Source organism: Flavobacterium hibisci, from assembly GCF_020026925.1.
Taxonomy (GTDB): domain Bacteria; phylum Bacteroidota; class Bacteroidia; order Flavobacteriales; family Flavobacteriaceae; genus Flavobacterium; species Flavobacterium hibisci.
On the sequence record NZ_JAIQDW010000007.1, the window covers coordinates 170,887 to 190,513 of the forward strand.

Below are 19,627 nucleotides of genomic sequence, written 5' to 3' on the forward strand. Positions count from 1 at the left end.
AACAAACTTGAATTGATATGAAAATTTTGAAGAATGCAGTAGAAGCAATCCAGATTGGGCTTGAAGATTTTAAAAACGAAGACCCACGAAGAGCACAATCTGCCATACGGAATATTTTTGCTGGAATGTTGCTTCTATTTAAAGAAAAATTACGACGTATGTCTCCAGAGAATAGTGATGAAGTATTAATAAAACAAACAATTACACCGGTACTCAATGCAAATGGAGAGTTATCTTTTCAAGGAAAAGGGAAAAAAACTGTGGATGTCCAGCAGATCAGAGAGCGATTTAAGGAGCTTGGAATTATAGTTGACTGGAAATTGATAGACGAGATAAACAATCTTCGTAACAACATCGAACATTATTATACAGATAAATCTTCATCAGTCATTAATGAAGTGGTATCAAAATCTTTTGGAATTATACGAGATTTCTGCGTTACCCATCTTAAAGAAGAACCTAGTACGCTTATGGGACCAGTTTCGTGTGATATTTTTCTGGAGGCGGAAGAGGTTTATGAAAAGGAAAAAGAAGAGAGTGAACAATCTCTTTTGAAAGTAGACTGGACTTATCCTATCCTTATTGAGGCAATTAGGAACATACGTTCTCCATCATGTAAATCAGATTTAATTCATGCACAAGATATTCATATATATACACCAAGTGAAGCTCTTCCTTTATGGTGTAAAAAATGTAATAAAGAATTCGATTTAGCAGATGTAATTGAGGAATGTATTACTGAAGAACTTGCTGCTGAAGCATATCTTGCTGTAGTTGATGGTGGTAATGATCCCTACACAGAATGTCCAGAATGTGGACAATCAACATTTGTTTTTTCAGAAGAATGTTGCCTGGCTTGTGGTTATCAGCAAGAAAGTAAGACTTGTTTAGTTTGTGGAACTTACTTAGATACTGAAGAAGCATATAATGGAGACATCTGTTCTTATCATAAATGGGTATGGGAAAAGGCTGACCGTGATTAGAAACAGGTAGAATCTGCCGATAAATATGGAGATGGTTCACATGCTGGAAAACCAATATGTATTGATTAACCGGCTGACGAAATTATACTAGGCGAACGAATACATGGAAAACATGATTTCATGAATGATCCTAAAATTCCAGATTCTTCATTTTTTCAAGACTTTTAGAAGATACTTGAATACATATTATCTTAATAATCCTAAGATTAAAAATATTGTTCAACAAACTTAATTCATCTCTCTTAGCCATTTATATGTATTTTCAATAATTAGCAGTCACAACAAATTTTAACTTTAAATTTACAGAGATTATTCACCACAACCAATAATATGGCACCAGAAATTCTTAAGCTTATAAAAACCAATAACGATGCATATTATGTTAATCGGGGATTTTATTACCAATACCTAACGGTACTTCAAAAATGGGTTCAGCATTACATAAAGGGAAATGATGTAACTGTTTTTACTGAAGTTGGTAACGATATTAAGGAAGTTGGGCAAAAATTGGTCTATACCCAGGTAAAATGCTACAAAGCTCCTTTCAGTTTTCAAAACAGCATCCTGAAAAAAGAACTCTTTACTTTTTTTGTACAGTTCCTTGAGGAAAAGGAAACAAATCCAGAACTGCAATTTCATTTTTTCACAAATACAGTACTCACCAAAAGCGAAACCCTATTGGCTGCCTGGATAAATTCACAGCCTCTAGTTGCAGGAGAACTGCACAGCCAGTGCACTAGAAAAATGAAGGAAATCCTTAAAAAAGAGTTCAAGGACCTTTGCAGGAAAAAATTAAATGACAAAACAAAAACTAATCAGGAGAAACTTGAAATAAAAACAGGATTCGCAACACTCATTACAGAGCTAGATAAAGCTGTACTTCTTGATGATTTTGTGCATCGTATACACTGGTTCTTTGGACATGAAACACCTTCGGAAAGTATCATTACACTGCACAATGCTGTTCTAGAAGATTTAAAACATGAAAAATTCGAAGGCAAACCTCCGGGAATGCTTCTCGAGGCACTTCTTTCGGAAATCTGCCGCTGCTCCCAATTAGAAGATAGTAAAAGCAGAAAAGTAGACAATGCCATGATGGGGGTTATTCTGGCCCGAAAAGACGACCAGATTATGAGCTTAATAAGTGAATCTCTCGTAGAACTTCTCGATGTCAGAATTTATACTCTGGAGGACAAAGTAGCCAAGGTCGAACAAACACTAGAGCACTACAATATAACGCTTGCGGAACATTCAATACAGCTTAACTCGCTACTATTAGACACAGCCACACCAAAGGACAATCCATTGGGGCATGATCTTACTCTAGTACCCTATACAAGTAGCGCCCATATACTTGGAAGAACTGAAGACCTCCAACAATTAAATATTCTACTTACAGAAAATAGGTGTATAAGCCTTTGCGGTGTCGGAGGAATTGGAAAAAGTTCTTTGGCTAAACTATATGCTAATAATTACCACAGTGCTTATGACCATATTATTTGGATAGATGTTGAAACAGGGATATACGAAAGTTTCGTCTTGAACGAAACCCTAATCCAAAATCTCTCTGTCAATGGTGAACAAACTCCCAAAAATAAATTTCAGGAAATTATACAAAAACTCAACAATATACAAGGTAAAGGGCTTCTTATAATCAACGATCTTTCCAGCGATGAAAAGGATACTCTCGAACAGTTAAAAAGCCTTTATAAGTGGAATATTATTCTTACGTCGCGTGTTCGTATAGATACGATGATAACACAAGAGGTCAGACCGTTGCACTTTGAATTCGCAAGAAAACTCTATCGAAAATTCGAGCCAAACAGGACTGTTGATAACGATATTTTTGAGCAATTCTTCGACCTTATAGAATACAACACCCTAACCATTGTCCTTGTTGCCAAAACAATACATTTAAGTTTTGATCTTACCTTGGAAACATTTCTAAGCTATCTTAGGGATCAGCGTTTAGATGATGAGCAATTAGAGGTAGACATTGAATTGGGAAGCACTAGTGTAAGCCTTCTTAATATATTGCAAAAAACCTTTAGCTTAAAAAAACTCGATTCAGACGAGCGCTATTTTCTGCAATTTTTTGCGATGCTTCCGGCAGAAGGCATCTCAATGACTGATCTTGTATTATGGTACGTAAAAGAGTCTGAGAAAAAAAATATAGCATCATTTACAAAGGCTGTAAATCTACTTCACAAAAAAGGATTGATTACCCGCACAGGTAACCATGTTAAAATGGATATGATATTTCAGGAATCGGTATTATATCAGATGCGTAAAAATAAAGGTTCATTTTTGTCTCAAATGTTCCATGTGCCTTTTCTTGCTGCGCGCCTTAAAGAAGGTGCAGAAGGGAATCCTAGTCAAGCAGTTCACTTTGTCAAATATGCACAGTCATTCGTAAAGAAAATAAAAGAAGAATACAGAGAGCCGATTTATCAGTCAATGCTTCTTTTGGAAAATGAAATGCTAAACATCCAAAACTGGCTCCACAACCCGGATGAAATTATCCCAAAATGGGAGGATCTTACAAAAAGAGCTGTAGCGTACCTTGCCCCTGATGATTTCAATTTGGGGGTAATATACCATAATTACGGTCTTACACTTGTTGGTATTGATAAACGCGAGGATGCTACAGAATACTTTGATAAATCTATAGCCATTTTCAAATCCCGGCAAAATAATTCAACTCATTTATTAAACATGATGTGCAACAAGGCTCATCTTTACCTGCAGCTCGATAATCTTCAAGGGTTTAAAGGTACATTTCAGGAGATACACGATTTAATAAAAATTCATAATCTTTGGCATGATCCAACCCTGCCGCTACAGTGTCACCTATTGGGTACAGCAAGCAAAAAATACAGGGATTATACTGAAGCCAAGAAAATGTTTTCAATGGCAATAAATGCGCATAAGGAACTACCTTCCGAAAATAGAAACGATCTTAATCTGGTAGTATATTTATGTGATATAGCGTTTTGTTTTCTTATTGATAAAGAAATTGAGGCTGCTGAGAGAGCAGTGATATGGGCAGTAAATATCTTACACCGACTTAAGGTTGGATCTGGCAAGCACTTAAAAGGAGTTATCGAATTAATGATCTGTATTACCGATATTAAAGGAGAATCAGAAAACAGAGATAAGCTAAAAGAAGCCCTTGAAAATTTAAATCGTTAAAATCTACTTATCGGTAATGTAATACCTAAACTCTATTCGAGATCATATAATTTAGAAAAAAAAAACTACATGACATCTTCCTTGTTAATAATAGACTAATAATCAAGTATGGACTTGATACTTTTTGCAGATAAAATGTTAAGACTAATTTTTAAAGATCATTCAAATTTCTAAAAAGAGATTTTACAAATTAATTAGTAGTGCAAAAAACATTCTTAGCTTTTCTCCAATTTTCTTTAACTGGACTTGGTATCATTTCTGCCACTAAGAGCTAAGGCGAATTTTGTCAATTTTTTCACCCATTCTAAGTTTTGTGGCAGAATCGTGGCACACTCTATTTTGAAAAACTAGAAGTTAAGTAAAATCTAGCGTTGACGAGTTTAGGTTCGAAACTTTTAGAAAGAAAAAAAGCATAATCAAGGAATAATTATCACATGAAAAAAAAAGTAGTTTTTCAGGTGCTCATTTTGCACCGAAATTAGATGGTCACTTTAAACCAAAACGAGGTGGTCACTTTAAACTGGAAACAAGTGGTCAATATTACTAAGTTTTACACTAATAATCATACTTAGATAAAAAGCCCATTTATAAAATCATTATTATTATTTAAAATTGCTTCGTAAAAAGCACTTTGCCATGAATTAATATTTATCGCCACGCGACTTCGATATCCTTCTTCTAAATGACTTCTAAGCAAACCCCTTCCTGCTTTGTTGTACAAATTAGCGAACTCCAATCTCCTGTTTGAAAATTCTTCAATACCATGTGATCTATACAATGCGTTCAAATTAAACGAATCAAAGTGGTTTATTATCCTACAATTTAAAATGGGATCTCTTCCTACTGATGTGTAAACATAATATTCGATCAATAGAGGCTTAATTTGAATAACCCTTCAAGACAGCCTCTTTACATTTTCAAGATCATCATAATAGGGATGAATTGTGTCATCAACTGCAGACCTTGGAAAAGCTGCCAATTTACCTTTATTGCAATCACTACAGGAAGGTATCAGATTTAATGTTGAAACTGAAAGTAGGGGATAACATCCTTTCTTTCAATTTTTAAAAGACGAGCTGACATATTTAAATAAAATCTCATAAATATCTCCCTATTTGCCTAATAAATCATATATAATTGCTATCAAAAATTATCTCCATAAATATTTTAACACTAATCAAAACTTATTGCTTATAAACTTCAATTGACTGGAAAACTGGAAAATTTTTCAATCCGCTTTCTGCATGAAGGTCTCGCATATTATTTATATTACCTAAACTGAAATTGCGTTCTCCCCAAATTCCCCATACTAAAGTGCAATTGTGTGAAGTAAGGAAATTGTCAAGCAGATCTTTCCGCAGATATACAAAATTATGTCTGTTATTATTATCCTGATTGAAGTTAACTTGCTGTGAAGCCAAACGGTTGTTGAGATCTTTAAGATTAAAAGTGTCTGGTTCATTAACTAGCTCAAGCTCCTTAAACAGCTCTTTTGAAATGACTGTTCTATGTCCTGTGTTATTTGAGCTGCTATCGCTTGAAAATGCATATTCCATAACTGGCAGAAGAATTTCAAATTTCTTTTTTATCTGCTTGGTAACTTCAATTTCTTCAGGGTATTCCATCTCGAATTTATCAAAATTAAATTGCGGCCTATAATCCGGATGATCTTTTTTTACCGTATACGTTTTGGTATCTTCAATAAAAGATAATTTAACATAATTATCATATATTGCGCCATCAAAAAGGTACATTTCACCGGCAAAACAATCGTGGTTTTCCCTTTTTTCCGGGAGCCATCTTCCTCTGAAGTTCTGCTTATTCAGCCGTAACAAAGCGTCATCCAAATCTTTGTTTTTTATAATAAGTGCTCTGATGAATATAAAGCGCTCCCTTTGGATTTCTTTATCCTCCTGGGATATGAATCCATCCATGCAGATCCATTCGCCTGGCTCTCCGTTTAGGCCATTGACCTCAAGATATTTTGTTACATCTGCACCTCCTCCATTTCTATACCACTCCATCAGACTCTGATTCCTGTCCCCGAGATAATCCGTATCAACAAATTTTGATTCATCATCTTTCAAGTCTTCAGGAAAACTCAGATCAATATCAGGATTGATTATCCTGAAATCTCCATATTCATTTTCCAGCAGGCCTTCATCATCCCTTAAGCCGGCAAGTTCATAAAATGCAATCCATGAATATTTTTTTCCGTAGCGCTCTGTTTTAGCTCTTCTTCCTCTGCTTGTATGTTCCATTCTTTGTATCCTGCTGTCCATTTCTTTGAATATCAGCCCATCCCACCCAAGCTGAAAAATACGCCAGTAGATCTGTCGGCGCACCTTCTTCTTACTCTCTGGATCACTATAATTCCTTCCGTCATTTACGATCTGCCCTATGGTATAGTTGCTGAAATCCATATAAATTGGATCACTGAACGTCCCTTTCTGCCTTTCATAGTCAAATTCACCCCAATCTCTTATGCCTCCTGTCTTGTAAGGTGCTCTTATGTTATTCTTTTCTGGCTCAGTAAGCAGATCAGGATAATATTTCAATGCAGTTTCAAGGCTCATAGCCGCATAGCATCGGGCAAGATAATGCGTAGTCCCATATGGAGCATCTTCCGAAAAAATTAGACTGTACAGCATTCGGCCCATAGGTTTTAAATGCTGTTCACGAAATTTACGATCCATGCTGTTATGCTCTGCAAGTATCACTCCATACATTGCCCCAAGAGTTCTTTCCCACACGTAAGGATCGTTTACAGCCAGGGAATAGGAAACAAGTTCTGTAAACTCCTTTGGAAATCGTCTCCCGTAGTAATAGAGCGTCCTTGTAGCATGGTCACGCATGTCTCTGTTAGTGACTGTCAGCATCCACATCAGCTTTCGAGCTGCGATATGAACACGATCCGATATAACCTCTTTTTCTCTTATTGCTTTTTCTATATGATTGATATAACCGTAGTAGTTCCCATCTTCGTCGGGAAAATAACTGTTTCTGCACTTCTCGGTCCAATAAATATCCCTAAAGCCTACATTCATTGAACGAAGAAGATCGGATAGAAAAAGGAAATTTAGCGGATGCTCGATAACCAGTTCAGTAGTGTCAAAAAGGTCTATTAATGACCATGTTTTAGAAGTATCTCGAAAAGCTGTAGTAACCATTTCTTTCGCCAAGGCCTCATATGGCAGAATAATATCAGCATTCAAATCAAATAAGGCTTCCACTGTATATTTTGAGAGCGAATAAGATTCACTGATCAAACATTCTAGTCCAAAACGCTTGATTGCCAGTATGCAGAAGGAACGCAGAATATCATCATATAAGGCATGCCTGCGATTTTCTCCAAGAAGTGATACTGCAAATTTTTTACTTTTTATAAGAGCCTTAACTTCATTACCGTCCCTGACAGTTTCTAATATGCTTTTAGCGATAAGATAACCGTTAAGCAGATCATAGGTAAATGCCACAACTTCCATTCCATCCCAATCCCTGAAAATCAGCAGATCCTCGCCTTCAAAAGCATGTAAGGTCTCAGTATCAAGAACAGCAGGCACAACATCCTGCAGCGGTACATCTCTTTTATCACTGTTCCAGAGCACCCCAGAAATTTTATTAAGTATGTCTCTTGTAAAAGATTTACTGTAACGGAGCTCTCGTCCAAGCCTCCCTACAATATTTTCATTGCATTTCTGGAGATATTCTTCAAAAATGTCAAACATATCTTCATTTTGAAATGATACAGTTTCTCCCTTTTTGGCTTCGCAAAAGATTGTGAGATATAAAGGTTCTATGAAATGGTATATTCTCTCTGAATTGTTCTGCAGCGTAATGCCGTAATGATCAAAATATCTTTCTGTAGCTTCGTTGACATTGTAATTTGTAAAGCCATCCACCTCCACCTTCAAACTCCACTTTCCGTCGGGATAGGACAGATAGCCTTTAGGAAAGAGCACTTCTTCATAAGAGCTGCGATAGGTAGCTATCAAAAGGATATTAGAAAAATTCAGCCTGATTTCGTTAGCCAGCTCTTCTATGCCTGACGCCCAAATATCTTTCCAATAAGCCGATTCATTAAGACCGTCAATGGCAAGTACAAGTTTAGTCTTATTCACTCGTGCACATATTTCAAGTGCTCCAAAAAAATCCTTTACATTCCAGTCACTTGGAATATCCAGCAGCTGTTTCATCTGTTCCTTCACAGGAAGATTAGACCTGAACTGGCTGCCAAAAAGAAAAAGTGCAGGCTTTCCGCCATCTATCTGCTTGCGCACTGTATCAACTGCTAGATGGGTTTTTCCTTTTGAGGCATTTCCTGAAATATAGGCTTCAGTTTCATTCACTGATTGAAGCATCGCAAAGATATTTATATAAGCATCAAAATTTCTAATTGTAAAATACGGCCCCAGCAGACAGTTTCGACATTCGCGTATTTTTTGTTTAATTGAATGATCCGATTCTTTACGCTCAACATCCAAGCTTATATCCGCAACAGCTTCATCTCTGCTAAGGAAAGAATATTCATTATAATAAACTTGAAATTCCTGTACAAAATTGTCTATCTCTGTAAGCAATGAATTAAGTTCGTGCCGTTCCTTCTGCTGTAAAATTATAACAGAAGCTCTAAGCAGTACATTTCCTCTTTCTATTAACGTTACATGGCTGTCAACAAGTACAAATTTGCTTATCTTTTTTACTGTCTCCTCAAAACCAATAGAAACATCGTACTCCCTGATCTTCTTAATATCGTCTTCATAATCAATTTTAAATCTATCGATATCCAGATGAGCAGCCCTATCCAGTATGAGTTCAGCTAAAGAATTTCCTCCTATAAACTTTGAAATTTCTTCGTCAGCGGAGCCGTTAATGTGAAGCGTCTCTAAATATTTCGATTTAATGACCCTGGATTCCCTAACGATCTCAAACTTTTCTCTGAACCACTCAAAATCAAGTATTTTATCTGAAAAGAAATATCGCTGGACATTCGGATACTTCCTTAAATAATTTAATATTTCACTCTCTCCCCAATGGATCAATTCTGGACTGCATGTAGATAATAAAACTGCTCTTCCTTTGTGTTTCTGTCCTCCGCAACTGTCAAACCATATTTTCTCAGAAGGTGTCATGGAAAGCTTACTGCATAAAAACCATTTTTTTAATCTTTCGCCATGCACATCTCCAGCTTTCTGCAGCGATTTTTTAATCTGTTCCTGTCTTCCGCTTTCGCTAAAACGTCCAAAAAATTTGCACTGCCATCCCCAGACATCTCCGTTTGCAAATTCTAAATAAAATTCTACCCCATCACCTCCGCCACTGTCATCAATGGAAGTCAGTCTGCCTTGTGAAGAATATAATTCAAAGACTATCTGATAGCATAATTCTTCAAAACTTTTCTTTTTGTCATCTCCATAGGGTTTAAGGTTTTCCCATTTGATTAGGTTGCTCATTGCTATTATAATAAATTGGATGTTAAAGGGATTATTCGCGTCTGCTTCTCTAAAACAATAATTAGTTACTTACAAATTTATAAAATTGGCCTACAAAAAAAATTAATCATTAAAATAAGAACGTTTTTTAATTAGCCCCCAAAACAATTTAATGAATGGTAATATTTATTCCCAATTAAAAATTAAAAAGTAAGCCATAAACGTTGCTAGACTTTTAACATCCGGTCAATACGGCTGGTATCTGAATATCACACACCCGTTAATATATTCTATCTGATGAACGGTGGCTAATATTTTATAGTCAGGAAGTAATTGTATATTTACCCATTGAATGTTTAATACTGCAATTACACACTATGGGGAAGTTTTTACGCAATTTTTTTCAAAGCACTTATATAATATTACCTGCTATTTTAATTTTTATCTTTCTTTACTTCCAAAAAGCGGTTAACTCATTGATCGAGAATTTTCTAATGTCCGCCCCCTCATATAACAAGTGGTACTTACAACTAATTTTGATGCTGGCCTTTATCAGCTCAATTCTCCTTCTGTATAAAAAACTAATTGTTAATAAATATCTGCCTGCTCCAGCTGAATATAACATTATTTTCCTACTGTCTATCCTGCTTCTGTATTATCGCTTTAATTGGAATGGATTAAACTGGAACCTGCATTCAATTGTCCAGATCAAATGGTTTTCAATAAAATATATTGACTTGGCACTCGTACTTGCACTTCTGTACTTCTGTTTTAGCAGCTTCAGCCGTATTAGAAAAGCAATGAAGAAGCCTGCACTAGTAAACAATTTTCTAATAAGCGACGATCCAATTTCTTCTACTGGACAGGATCATGTAAATTTTAGTCCAATAATTGAAAAACTGACGGCAATATTACTGCATGACGAGCATCCAAAATCTATATCGATAGGTTTAGTCGGTCCGTGGGGCAACGGAAAATCCAGTTTGATACAGCTTGTCAAAAACAATATTGACAAATCTGAACAGTTTAAGAAAAAAGAAATAATCTCAATTCATTTCCTACCGTACCTTAATCACAATGAGAGTGAAATCATAAATGAGTTCTTTACATTACTCAGCAACCAGCTAGCGCCATATAACGGGAAGTTGTCCAATCAGATCCTTGACTACTCAGAAAAATTAACAGACCTCTACCAAAATAAGAACCTCAAAAATTTTCTGGAGAACCATGTAACGAATTTCTCAAAGTCCTCGGCATGCGAGCTTTATGAAAACATCAACGTGATGCTTGGCGAAACAGATAAAAAAATTATTGTGTTCATAGATGATCTGGACCGCCTCAACCAGAAAGAAATCCTTCAGACCCTTAAGCTTATCCGCAATACCGCCAACTTTACCAATACGTTTTTTGTGCTTGCAATGGATAAGCAGTATGTGATAAAACGGCTGACCGCCAAAGGGAATATTCTTGACACCAAGTTTGTCGATAAGTTTTTCCAGCTGGAGATTTATCTTCCTGAAATAGAGAACAGTCTTCTGAAAAAGTACTTTATTTCGGAAATGCTGCGCCCATTCAGTCCGGCACCTACAGATTTGGAAATCAGGCTGAACGCTGCTCTTATGGAGCCAAATCTTCTCTTTGAGGATTATATAAAAAATTTCAGAGACGTCAAAAGGGTTGTCAACCAGATTAAGTACGATATTTCCCTTTTCAACGAGGATTTTTACTATCTGAACCTGACAGATTTTATAAACTTTACCTTCTTTAAGCTTAAATTTCCAAACATGGTAAAACAGCTAAACGACAGCAGAGGAGATTTTTTAACCGTTGACAAAATAAAAGGAACCTATAAGTTAAAGGAAGTACCAAAAGACCAGAAGAATATGGTTGAAAATATCATCTATTCGTCTGCTAATGAGTCCATAGGAAGCATTAAACATCTGGATTGTTACGAGCTTTATGCAAAGATTATAAGGGAAGGCGACTTTAGTAGTCCAAATGAAAAAAATTCCCGAAGCGATAATCTGCTGCTTGTGAAAACAATGGCGCATCTATTTGGTAATGAAAATACTCCTGAAGGACAAGATTCCATTAGATTCATTAATAACTTTCAAATGCTTGTACAGCAGCGCATCTTTCCAAACTACTTCAAACAGGCTGAATTTGATGCTTTATTTTCCGCTGATAGCCAGTCGCTTAAAAGCGAGCTGCTGAACATAAAAGCACAAGGCAAATCAGAACAGCTGATTGGCAGACTGAATTATTTTTTGACTGACAACCCGGAAAAAATACGTCGTACCATAGAGTGCCTGACAATTATCTATGAAATGGACGGCGTGGAGAGTCATTACAACCTGGATACGTTTAAACTTATAGAAAAATTTGCGGCACAGCTTTACGAGGCTCTTGGTGAAGGCAGAATCAAGGAATATCAAAAATGGCTAGATAAATCGCTCTTCAGCAATGATTCCTATTCTGATGAAACCAGGTTTTTCATAATAATTACAATTTGGAAAATTAAGGATATGAATGAGCTTTGGAAACTTGAAAAATTCTATATCACCAATAAAGCCGTCGAATTATTTGAAAAATTTCTATCCCGCTATGAAACCATACTTTGGGATGTAGATAATTTTAGGATATACAGCCTCTATCATGGAGTAAAATTACTAAATAAGAATAAAGTCAATAAAATTTTGAAAGACTTTTGGCATCGCAACAGTATTGAGCTTTTATGCGTACAGTTTACCGAGCTAGATCCCTTTTCAAACACTGCATTTAGAATTTCTGAAACAGTTACTGAAATTTTTGGATCAAGAGATAAATATATTGATTTTGTAAAGGCTCATAAAGACAGCCCAATGCCAGAGATCAAGGAGTTCATTGATCTTTTCAAACTTTTAAAGGCCATTAACTTTCAATATACGCTAGAATATGATTTTGAGCAATCTCCGCTTATGCTGAGTAAAATTAGAATCTCGGAGAATGAGCCCGGACGTGAAGGATACGGACAGCGAGAAAGGGATCCACAGGTAATAGTAAAAATAACGGATACCGATCTAGGTTATCATTTTGTAGCAGAAGCCAATTATAAGGAAAAATATGGTTTTAGCTTTACGATCTCTCAAGACGTTTTCTATCTGACCATTAATGTGCGTTACGAGAAAATTGACAGCCTTCTTTCAGATTTCGTAGAGGATATAATGACTATGTATAACAACAATCCAAATTGGATTATCGATCAGGAAGTTATTACCGAAGGCATGAGAATCGAGCTTAAAGGAACTGATTATATAGAATTTATTTCCATTAAACCTAGACCTAACGAAGTAATAAAATATTTAAAAAAATAGGCTCAGCAATATTTTTACAAGGGAAATAAAGTACTTTTTGTATTATGAGTTATAGGCTTGTCCATAAGCAAATCATGAAAGCAATAGATACAACATAGCTGCTTTTAATCAGGCATTACGCAACTGTCCGTTAATTCGAAACCAAAAATTAATATATAGAAAGTCTTGTCCAAATTCTATAAATTCCGCTATACGTCCATCATATTTATTTCTTGTACTTCCTCCTTTTACAACCGTCTCCCGATGCACTACAGCTGCAACACTGATATGAATATAGAATCCAATATCGCATCTTTCCATAAAATCTTTTTTGTTCCGCTTTTCTAAAATAAAGTTATTTTTGTAAAGATACGGATCATTATTTTTAAAGGCTTTACTATAGCTTGATATAGATTGTCCGCCGCTTTGAGTCTTTCCAATAAAATTTTCCAGAAAGTAAACAGTCCAGTCCAGTCCAATTCCCCTATAAATTGATTAAGATAAAACCCTATAAAAATCGGTTCTCTTAAATTATCATAATATCTTATCTTAAAAGCCTTTGTTAATATTTCTAAGAAAAGCGGGTCAAACTCTTCACTCACATCATTGTTCACTTTAGAGAGCAGGTTTTTCAATCGTTCGAATTTATCAAAATGATATTGGTACCTTTCCCTTTCTTGAATATTAAAAACAATTACGGCCTTTAAATATTTTTCAACAGCCGTGCTTGCTAATGTCAGTCCCTGAACTGTAGATGGTTATTTAATAGCGAGTGGCGATATAATCCCGGTATGCGAGATCCATCAGGGCATATCCTGTCGTTAGTTCTTCCATGAATGTAATCGGTTTGTCCATAATAAATACTATTTTGGTTGTGCTTTAATTTGAAAGATCGAAGATATTCAAATAGTACGCACTGATCCTGCGCAGTAAATTAGAATCTTAAGATTAAGCCATATTTTTGTATTATAATCAATAATAAAAATTGTAAAAGATATTTGGAGAATAAATTATTAAAATACATGTGATTATTAATAGACTACTCCAGTTTCAAATAATTTTCTTTTTCGACATTCCATTTGTAACTCCCTATATATGTACTAAAAAACTTATTTATTAGATTTTCATCAGTAGTTAAAACTCCACTATCAGTATATTCTAAATTCAACACATTTCCTATTACTCTATAATTATATATTGGTTGTTTGTATTTCATCACATTTAAATCCAGCATCATTTTAAAACTTCCAGAACCGTAATTCAATTCAACATCTAAGAGTATCTCTTTATCTGTCAAAGTTTTATAAATATAAACTTGCTTAATGAGCTGTTTAAATATTTTAATAAGTTGTAGGCGATTATTGGGAAGATTTTTAATCATATCTTCTAGGCTTTCGCTTTCATCAAGATTATCCAATTGGTCAATTTGCTCGAATAGCCTTTTATTTAACAGCTCTAACTTTGATGAAATGGAAAGAGATTCTTTATTTACTTCTTCTTTCAATTCTTCATATTCATCGACTTCCAATCCCCCTCGTAAATACAACTTTAACAGTTGACTTTCTTTATTCTTTTGTGATCTAAGAGATTTCTCTAATATTTGAATTTCATTTCGAAGCGAAACAATTTCCGAATTAAGATTCTCTTTTAGCTGATCAATCTTATCAATTAATGATAATAACTTCTTAGACTGTTTAAGCATATCTAAAATTGATGACTCTAAATAATCAATATTAATTCCCAAGTTTCCACAATTACCGCCTTTAAGTAATCGGCTGCTACATATATAGACTTTATCACCACCTGGAACAGGTTTATACTTTGCGAAGTAACCCCTGCCACAAACTGAACAAGTCAAAAGATCTTTTAAAAGATAGTTGTATTTCATGTGGTTGTTACGATGAGTTTTCGTTTTAATAATATCATTGCAACCATCAAATAATTCCGTACTAATAATTGAATCAACTTCATACAAATTACCTTTGAAGCGTCTTTGTCCTTTATAAATTGGATTCTTGATAATGTCCAATATTGTCTTGTCAGACCATATTACATCTTGTGCCTTCTTCTTTGTGTTATAATTTAATACTTGATTTTTAAAGCTAATATTGACGCGGGTTGGCGTGCCTTTAGAATTTAAAAAAGACGCAATTTTCTTAACACCATTACCATTTTTGTAAAGGTCGAATATTTCTTTTATTACTATGGATTCTATTTCATCAACAACTAATTTCTTATTTTCATTTTTTCTATAACCATATGGCAAGTTTTTACTACCACCTGCATTACCATTGATTATCGATTGGAGTAACCCAGATTTCGAGCGTCGTTTCAATGTGCGTGACTCTGAGTCAGCGAACTCCATGAGTACTTGAAGTATAATATTCATAATGGAATCTCGCTCTAAATTCTCGTCAAGTGTAGACCGATTAATTGAAGTAATAAATATGGGTATCTTTTTTTCCGTTAGTTCATCTATTAGAAGTCTTGTGACTTTTGGGTCACGACCTAAACGGGATATTTCCGTGATGTAAATTGCATCAAAATATTTCGAATCATTATTGATAATATTAAGTAGCTTAGTGAGTTCCGGTCGTTTTTCATTTTCTTTATACCCCGAAATTCTTTCCGCAAACACTTCTATATTTTCTTCACTATATTTGTTACCAATCGCAGTTTTACAATCAGAAACTTGTCGTGTGTAATCCTGTTTATCAACTGTTGATACCCTGGCGTATATGCAAACTTTTCCCATTTGGCGATGTATTTAATATGCAAATATACACCACCCCTTTTAATACCACAACAAATGTTGCACTGGTTGGCGGGGGAAGTTATCCCCAGCCGGGAGAAATCTCAATGGCGCATAACGGAGTCTTATTTCTGGATGAATTGCCGGAATTTAAAAGAGATGTGTTGGAGGTAATGCGGCAGCCTTTAGAAGACAGGGAAGTTACGATTTCAAGAGCAAAATTTACAGTAACCTATCCCTCTTCTTTTATGCTCGTGGCAAGTATGAATCCAAGTCCAAGTGGTTTTTTTAACGATCCATCAATACCCAATACTTCTTCCCCACATGAAATGCAGCGCTACATGAGTAAAATTTCCGGACCTTTATTAGACCGGATCGATATTCATATTGAAGTAACACCAGTGCCTTTCGAGAAACTATCAGATGATAATAAAGCAGAAAGCAGTGCTTCAATTAGACAAAGAGTAACTTCTGCACGTGAAGTACAGTCTGTTCGTTTTCAAGAATTGACAAATATTCATTATAATGCACAAATGAGCAGTAAATTAATTCGGGAGTACTGTGTTCTTGATGAGCAATCAAAAGAATTACTGAAAACTGCCATGGAACGACTGAATCTTTCAGCAAGGGCTTACGACCGTATTTTAAAAGTTGCCAGAACCATTGCTGATTTAGATGCTGCTCCTCAGATAATTTCATCACATATTGCTGAAGCAATTCAGTATCGAAGTCTTGATCGTGATGGGTGGTTGGGATAGAGATTACACAAAAAAGACAGCCGTAAAAAGCTGTCTCACATATAAGTTCATTTTAGAATCTAAATTTCATGGATTATCGGAATGTCTTGGGTATTTAACCCCGATTTTCTTTTGACAAGCTTACTCACACGGTACAAAAGAAATAACGTGACAAATGATATTGCAATAATTATGTATCCTAAAGTATCATAATGCTCAAGCGGACTAAACTTATCCTTTTGCACTACAATAGTTCCGGCAAAGGCGGCAGCTATACCCCCTGCAATTTGCTGTAAGGAGGAATTGATACTCATAAAAGCACCTCTGTCCTGCATTCCCGGAATAGAAGTAACTAAAGCTGTCGATGGGACCATACGGCTCATTACGCCCATCATCATAAGTACATTAAAAATTATAACTAACCAAAGTGGGGTTTCGCCAAGATTGGTATATAACCCAACGATTATGATTGTCCAAACAGAAGCGTAAACAAATATCCTGAACTTATCTATTTTATCACTTAATTTTCCTATTATCGGCATTACAACCAAAGTAGACAAACCTGCAATCATAAATACAATAGGCAATTCGTCCTGAGTGATTTTTAAATTGTTTATGGCAAAAGCACTCCCAAAAGGCATCATCATAAACCCACCTATCGAAAGCAGGGCTGTAGCTGTAAATCCAATTCTATATTCTTTATTACGGATTGTGTGTATTAAGTGCATAAAAGCAGATTTATCCTGCTTAAGATTAAGATGTTCGTCAATTGGCTTCAATTTAACTGCAATCAATACTGCTATTATTACTGCCATTCCGGCTACCCATAAAAAAGGTGCGTGCCAGCCCCATGCATTAGCAAGATACAATCCTATAGGTATGCCCAGAATCTGACTTGCTCCAAATCCCATTTGAAGAAATCCCATGACACGGCCACGCTGTTGCAAAGTAAATAAGTCTGCTACGATAGCCATAGAAATTGAGCCTATTACACCGCCAAACAAACCTGTAACAATTCTGGCTGCTACTAATAAAGGATAGGAATTAACTAAACCACATAAAATTGTCCCGCCAATAAAGCCAAGATAAAAGAATAACAATAATTTTTTTCGATCGAATTTATCTGCAAAACCTGCCGTTAAAAGCCCCGAAATTCCTGCGCTGAAAGCGTATGCTGAAACCACTAAACCGAAACGTGTCGTTTTTAAATCAAGGGATTTCATAAGTATATCTCCTAATGGCGACATTACCATGAAATCCAGAATTACTGTAAATTGAGTAATTGCCAGTATAAAAACTGCAAATTTCTGATAACCCGTAAAAGGTATTACTGGATTTTCTTCCTTCATTTCTAATTTATTCTAATGGTACACAATTGAAATTATGGTTGTCAAGAATATTGACAATTTGCTCCTCGGATAATGTTGTGCTCACAACACGCAAAACACAATCAATATCTTCCTGATCAATATTCCACTCCTGAATCTCTGAATTTTCATCTAACGCAAAACTTATTTTTTGCCTGTCGTTTTCTGTTTTTATATTGGTTGCGAATACCAATATGTTGTTTAGAATCTCTTCCATAGCATTTAATATTTATGGTGTCAGTGCTTTTAATACTAATTCAAATGCCTCATCCATTTTTTCCTGAGTGAGTTTAAAAGGCGTATCTCCAAAACTTTTGCCTTCATTTTCAAATCGAAGTAAGGCATATAAAGGCCCGTAAGCCACACTCCAGAACACCTCAATGGAAATCGGCAACAGTTCTTTTCTTTCTAAAGCATTTTCAATAAAACTCCACATCGTTTTTTTAAAATTTGCAAGGCTTTCTTCTAAAATATCATCCCGATAACTGGAATGGCTTAAGGCTTCCCAACAAGCAACTTTCAACGGATTTTTTAATGCAAATCTTGCCCTGTTTTCCCACTGCTTTCGTAAACCTTCCCTAAAAGACATAGCAGGGGAAAAATCTTTTACCATTTCACAGAAAAAAGTCTGCCCAATTTCCGACCCTATTTTTTTGATCAAATCTTCTTTGTCAGAATAATAAATATAAAGTGTTGCTACAGAAACACCGCTTTCTTTTGCCAGCCTATTCATTCCAAAACCTTCAACACCATATTTGACAAGCATCTCAATAGCCTTCTGTTTGACTAGCTCTTCTTTGTTGGCATCTCTTGTCCGCATTATTCTAATTTTATTTAAAACAAATATATTAAATATAAATGAATGTTCGCTTATTTATAAAAAATAATCCATCTAAAAATGGATTATTTTAAAAATGAAAAGAGATAAATGTTTAATTAAATGACTGCCTAAATTCTAACGGAGACAATTTTGTTTTCTTTTTGAACAAAGTACTGAATGATTGCGAATGTTCAAATCCGAGTTCATAAGCAATTTCGCTTATCGAAAGTTTAGTTATCGAAAGTTTCTCTTTCGCTTTGCTAATGAGCTTTTCGTGTATATGCTGTTGCGTGTTTTGCCCGGTTTGAATTCGCAAAAGGTCACTCAAATAATTAGGAGAAATATTCATCGCTTCTGCAATTTGGTAAACGGTTAAAAGTCCTTTTCCGGCTGAAGACTGATCAAAATAATTATTCAGATACGTTTCAAATTTTGCCAGAAGCTGATGGCTTCCATTTTTCCTGGTAATGAATTGTCTTTCATAAAAACGTCTGGAATAGTTTAGCAGCAATTCAATTTGGGACAAAATAATTTCCTGAGTATGCTGGTCGATATACTGACATTCTTTATCTATTTTATGAAGTATTTCAAGGAGATTATTTTCTTCATCTTCAGATAAATGCAAAGCTTCATTCACTGCATATGAGAAAAATCCGTATAAAGAAATAGTATTTACCAGAGAATGTTTCAGTAAAAAATCTTCATGAAAAATCAATAAATAGCCAGCGGAATCACATTGCATATTTTGCAGGTCAAGATACTGAACCTGATTTGGTGCTGTAAAACTCAAAACACCTTTATCATAGTCATAATGCTGTTGCCCGTATCTTATTTTTCCTGTTGCGTTTCTTTTCAGTGCTACACAGTAAAACCTGTTTATAAAACCTTTCCAAATCTCATCTTCAATAAAAATACTTTCAGACAGGTTAATAACACTCACCAAAGGATGTTTTGGTTCGGGAAGCGACAGTAATCGGTGAAATTGTGAAATAGAAGCAATTGTATTCATCAC

The 19,627-nt window shown here is 35.2% G+C and carries 12 protein-coding genes; 4 read left to right on the plus strand and 8 right to left on the minus strand.

Annotated features, from left to right (window positions below; genetic code table 11):
- Positions 1 to 17 precede the first annotated feature (17 nt).
- Together K8B81_RS09535 and K8B81_RS09540 are read left to right on the plus strand one after the other, a co-directional pair.
- The gene (locus K8B81_RS09535) at positions 18 to 983 is read left to right on the plus strand and encodes a hypothetical protein (protein WP_223681204.1); all 966 of its coding nucleotides are present in this window, start codon (positions 18 to 20) and stop codon (positions 981 to 983) included.
- 330 nt (positions 984 to 1,313) lie between these two features.
- Positions 1,314 to 4,175, plus strand: a complete 2,862-nt coding sequence (locus K8B81_RS09540; RefSeq protein ID WP_223681205.1) for an ATP-binding protein — start codon at positions 1,314 to 1,316, stop codon at positions 4,173 to 4,175.
- Between the two features lie 1,184 nt (positions 4,176 to 5,359).
- On the opposite strand, the gene K8B81_RS09545 is transcribed toward K8B81_RS09540, so the two are convergent.
- Positions 5,360 to 9,628 carry a hypothetical protein gene (locus K8B81_RS09545; protein WP_223681206.1) on the minus strand — a complete coding sequence of 1,423 codons (4,269 nt, stop codon included), beginning with the start codon at positions 9,626 to 9,628 and terminating at the stop codon, positions 5,360 to 5,362.
- 716 nt (positions 9,629 to 10,344) lie between these two features.
- Between K8B81_RS09545 and K8B81_RS09550 the strand changes: the two genes are divergently transcribed.
- Positions 10,345 to 12,960: a KAP family P-loop NTPase fold protein gene (locus tag K8B81_RS09550; protein WP_223681207.1), complete on the plus strand. Its 2,616-nt coding sequence runs from the start codon at positions 10,345 to 10,347 to the stop codon at positions 12,958 to 12,960.
- A gap of 108 nt (positions 12,961 to 13,068) precedes the next feature.
- Here the strand turns inward: K8B81_RS09550 and K8B81_RS09555 are convergent, their stop codons facing one another.
- The 3 genes from K8B81_RS09555 to K8B81_RS09565 all read right to left on the minus strand — a co-directional run bounded on the left by K8B81_RS09555 (position 13,069) and on the right by K8B81_RS09565 (position 15,694).
- Entirely contained in the window at positions 13,069 to 13,260 is a 192-nt protein-coding gene (locus K8B81_RS09555; RefSeq protein WP_223681208.1) for a hypothetical protein, read from the minus strand.
- Between the two features lie 23 nt (positions 13,261 to 13,283).
- On the minus strand, positions 13,284 to 13,574 hold the full coding sequence (locus K8B81_RS09560) for a hypothetical protein (protein ID WP_223681209.1): 291 nt from the start codon (positions 13,572 to 13,574) through the stop codon (positions 13,284 to 13,286).
- Positions 13,575 to 13,978: 404 nt separating this feature from the next.
- Positions 13,979 to 15,694, minus strand: a complete 1,716-nt coding sequence (locus K8B81_RS09565; protein ID WP_223681210.1) for a recombinase family protein — start codon at positions 15,692 to 15,694, stop codon at positions 13,979 to 13,981.
- Between K8B81_RS09565 and K8B81_RS09570 the strand changes: the two genes are divergently transcribed.
- Positions 15,637 to 16,449 (plus strand): YifB family Mg chelatase-like AAA ATPase, encoded by an 813-nt coding sequence (locus K8B81_RS09570; RefSeq protein ID WP_317196952.1) that lies wholly within the window; start codon positions 15,637 to 15,639, stop codon positions 16,447 to 16,449. The genes K8B81_RS09565 and K8B81_RS09570 overlap by 58 nt on opposite strands.
- Before the next feature lie 59 nt (positions 16,450 to 16,508).
- Here K8B81_RS09570 and K8B81_RS09575 read toward each other — a convergent pair whose 3' ends face one another.
- The 4 genes from K8B81_RS09575 to K8B81_RS09590 form a co-directional block, all read right to left on the minus strand.
- The gene (locus tag K8B81_RS09575; RefSeq protein ID WP_223681211.1) at positions 16,509 to 17,777 is read right to left on the minus strand and encodes an MFS transporter; all 1,269 of its coding nucleotides are present in this window, start codon (positions 17,775 to 17,777) and stop codon (positions 16,509 to 16,511) included.
- Positions 17,778 to 17,784: 7 nt separating this feature from the next.
- Positions 17,785 to 18,012, minus strand: a complete 228-nt coding sequence (locus K8B81_RS09580; protein ID WP_223681212.1) for a hypothetical protein — start codon at positions 18,010 to 18,012, stop codon at positions 17,785 to 17,787.
- A gap of 12 nt (positions 18,013 to 18,024) precedes the next feature.
- Entirely contained in the window at positions 18,025 to 18,615 is a 591-nt protein-coding gene (locus K8B81_RS09585; RefSeq protein ID WP_223681213.1) for a TetR/AcrR family transcriptional regulator, read from the minus strand.
- Positions 18,616 to 18,727: 112 nt separating this feature from the next.
- Positions 18,728 to 19,624: a helix-turn-helix domain-containing protein gene (locus K8B81_RS09590; protein WP_223681214.1), complete on the minus strand. Its 897-nt coding sequence runs from the start codon at positions 19,622 to 19,624 to the stop codon at positions 18,728 to 18,730.
- Positions 19,625 to 19,627 lie beyond the last annotated feature (3 nt).

Coding starts and splice junctions, on each gene's coding strand:
- K8B81_RS09575 (WP_223681211.1), bottom strand. CDS start 17,777: ATGAAGGAAGAAAATCCAGTAATACCTTTTACGGGTTATCAGAAATTT.
- K8B81_RS09590 (WP_223681214.1), bottom strand. CDS start 19,624: ATGAATACAATTGCTTCTATTTCACAATTTCACCGATTACTGTCGCTT.
- K8B81_RS09535 (WP_223681204.1), top strand. CDS start 18: ATGAAAATTTTGAAGAATGCAGTAGAAGCAATCCAGATTGGGCTTGAA.
- K8B81_RS09585 (WP_223681213.1), bottom strand. CDS start 18,615: ATGCGGACAAGAGATGCCAACAAAGAAGAGCTAGTCAAACAGAAGGCT.
- K8B81_RS09580 (WP_223681212.1), bottom strand. CDS start 18,012: ATGGAAGAGATTCTAAACAACATATTGGTATTCGCAACCAATATAAAA.
- K8B81_RS09555 (WP_223681208.1), bottom strand. CDS start 13,260: ATGGAAAGATGCGATATTGGATTCTATATTCATATCAGTGTTGCAGCT.
- K8B81_RS09545 (WP_223681206.1), bottom strand. CDS start 9,628: ATGAGCAACCTAATCAAATGGGAAAACCTTAAACCCTATGGAGATGAC.
- K8B81_RS09540 (WP_223681205.1), top strand. CDS start 1,314: ATGGCACCAGAAATTCTTAAGCTTATAAAAACCAATAACGATGCATAT.
- K8B81_RS09565 (WP_223681210.1), bottom strand. CDS start 15,694: ATGGGAAAAGTTTGCATATACGCCAGGGTATCAACAGTTGATAAACAG.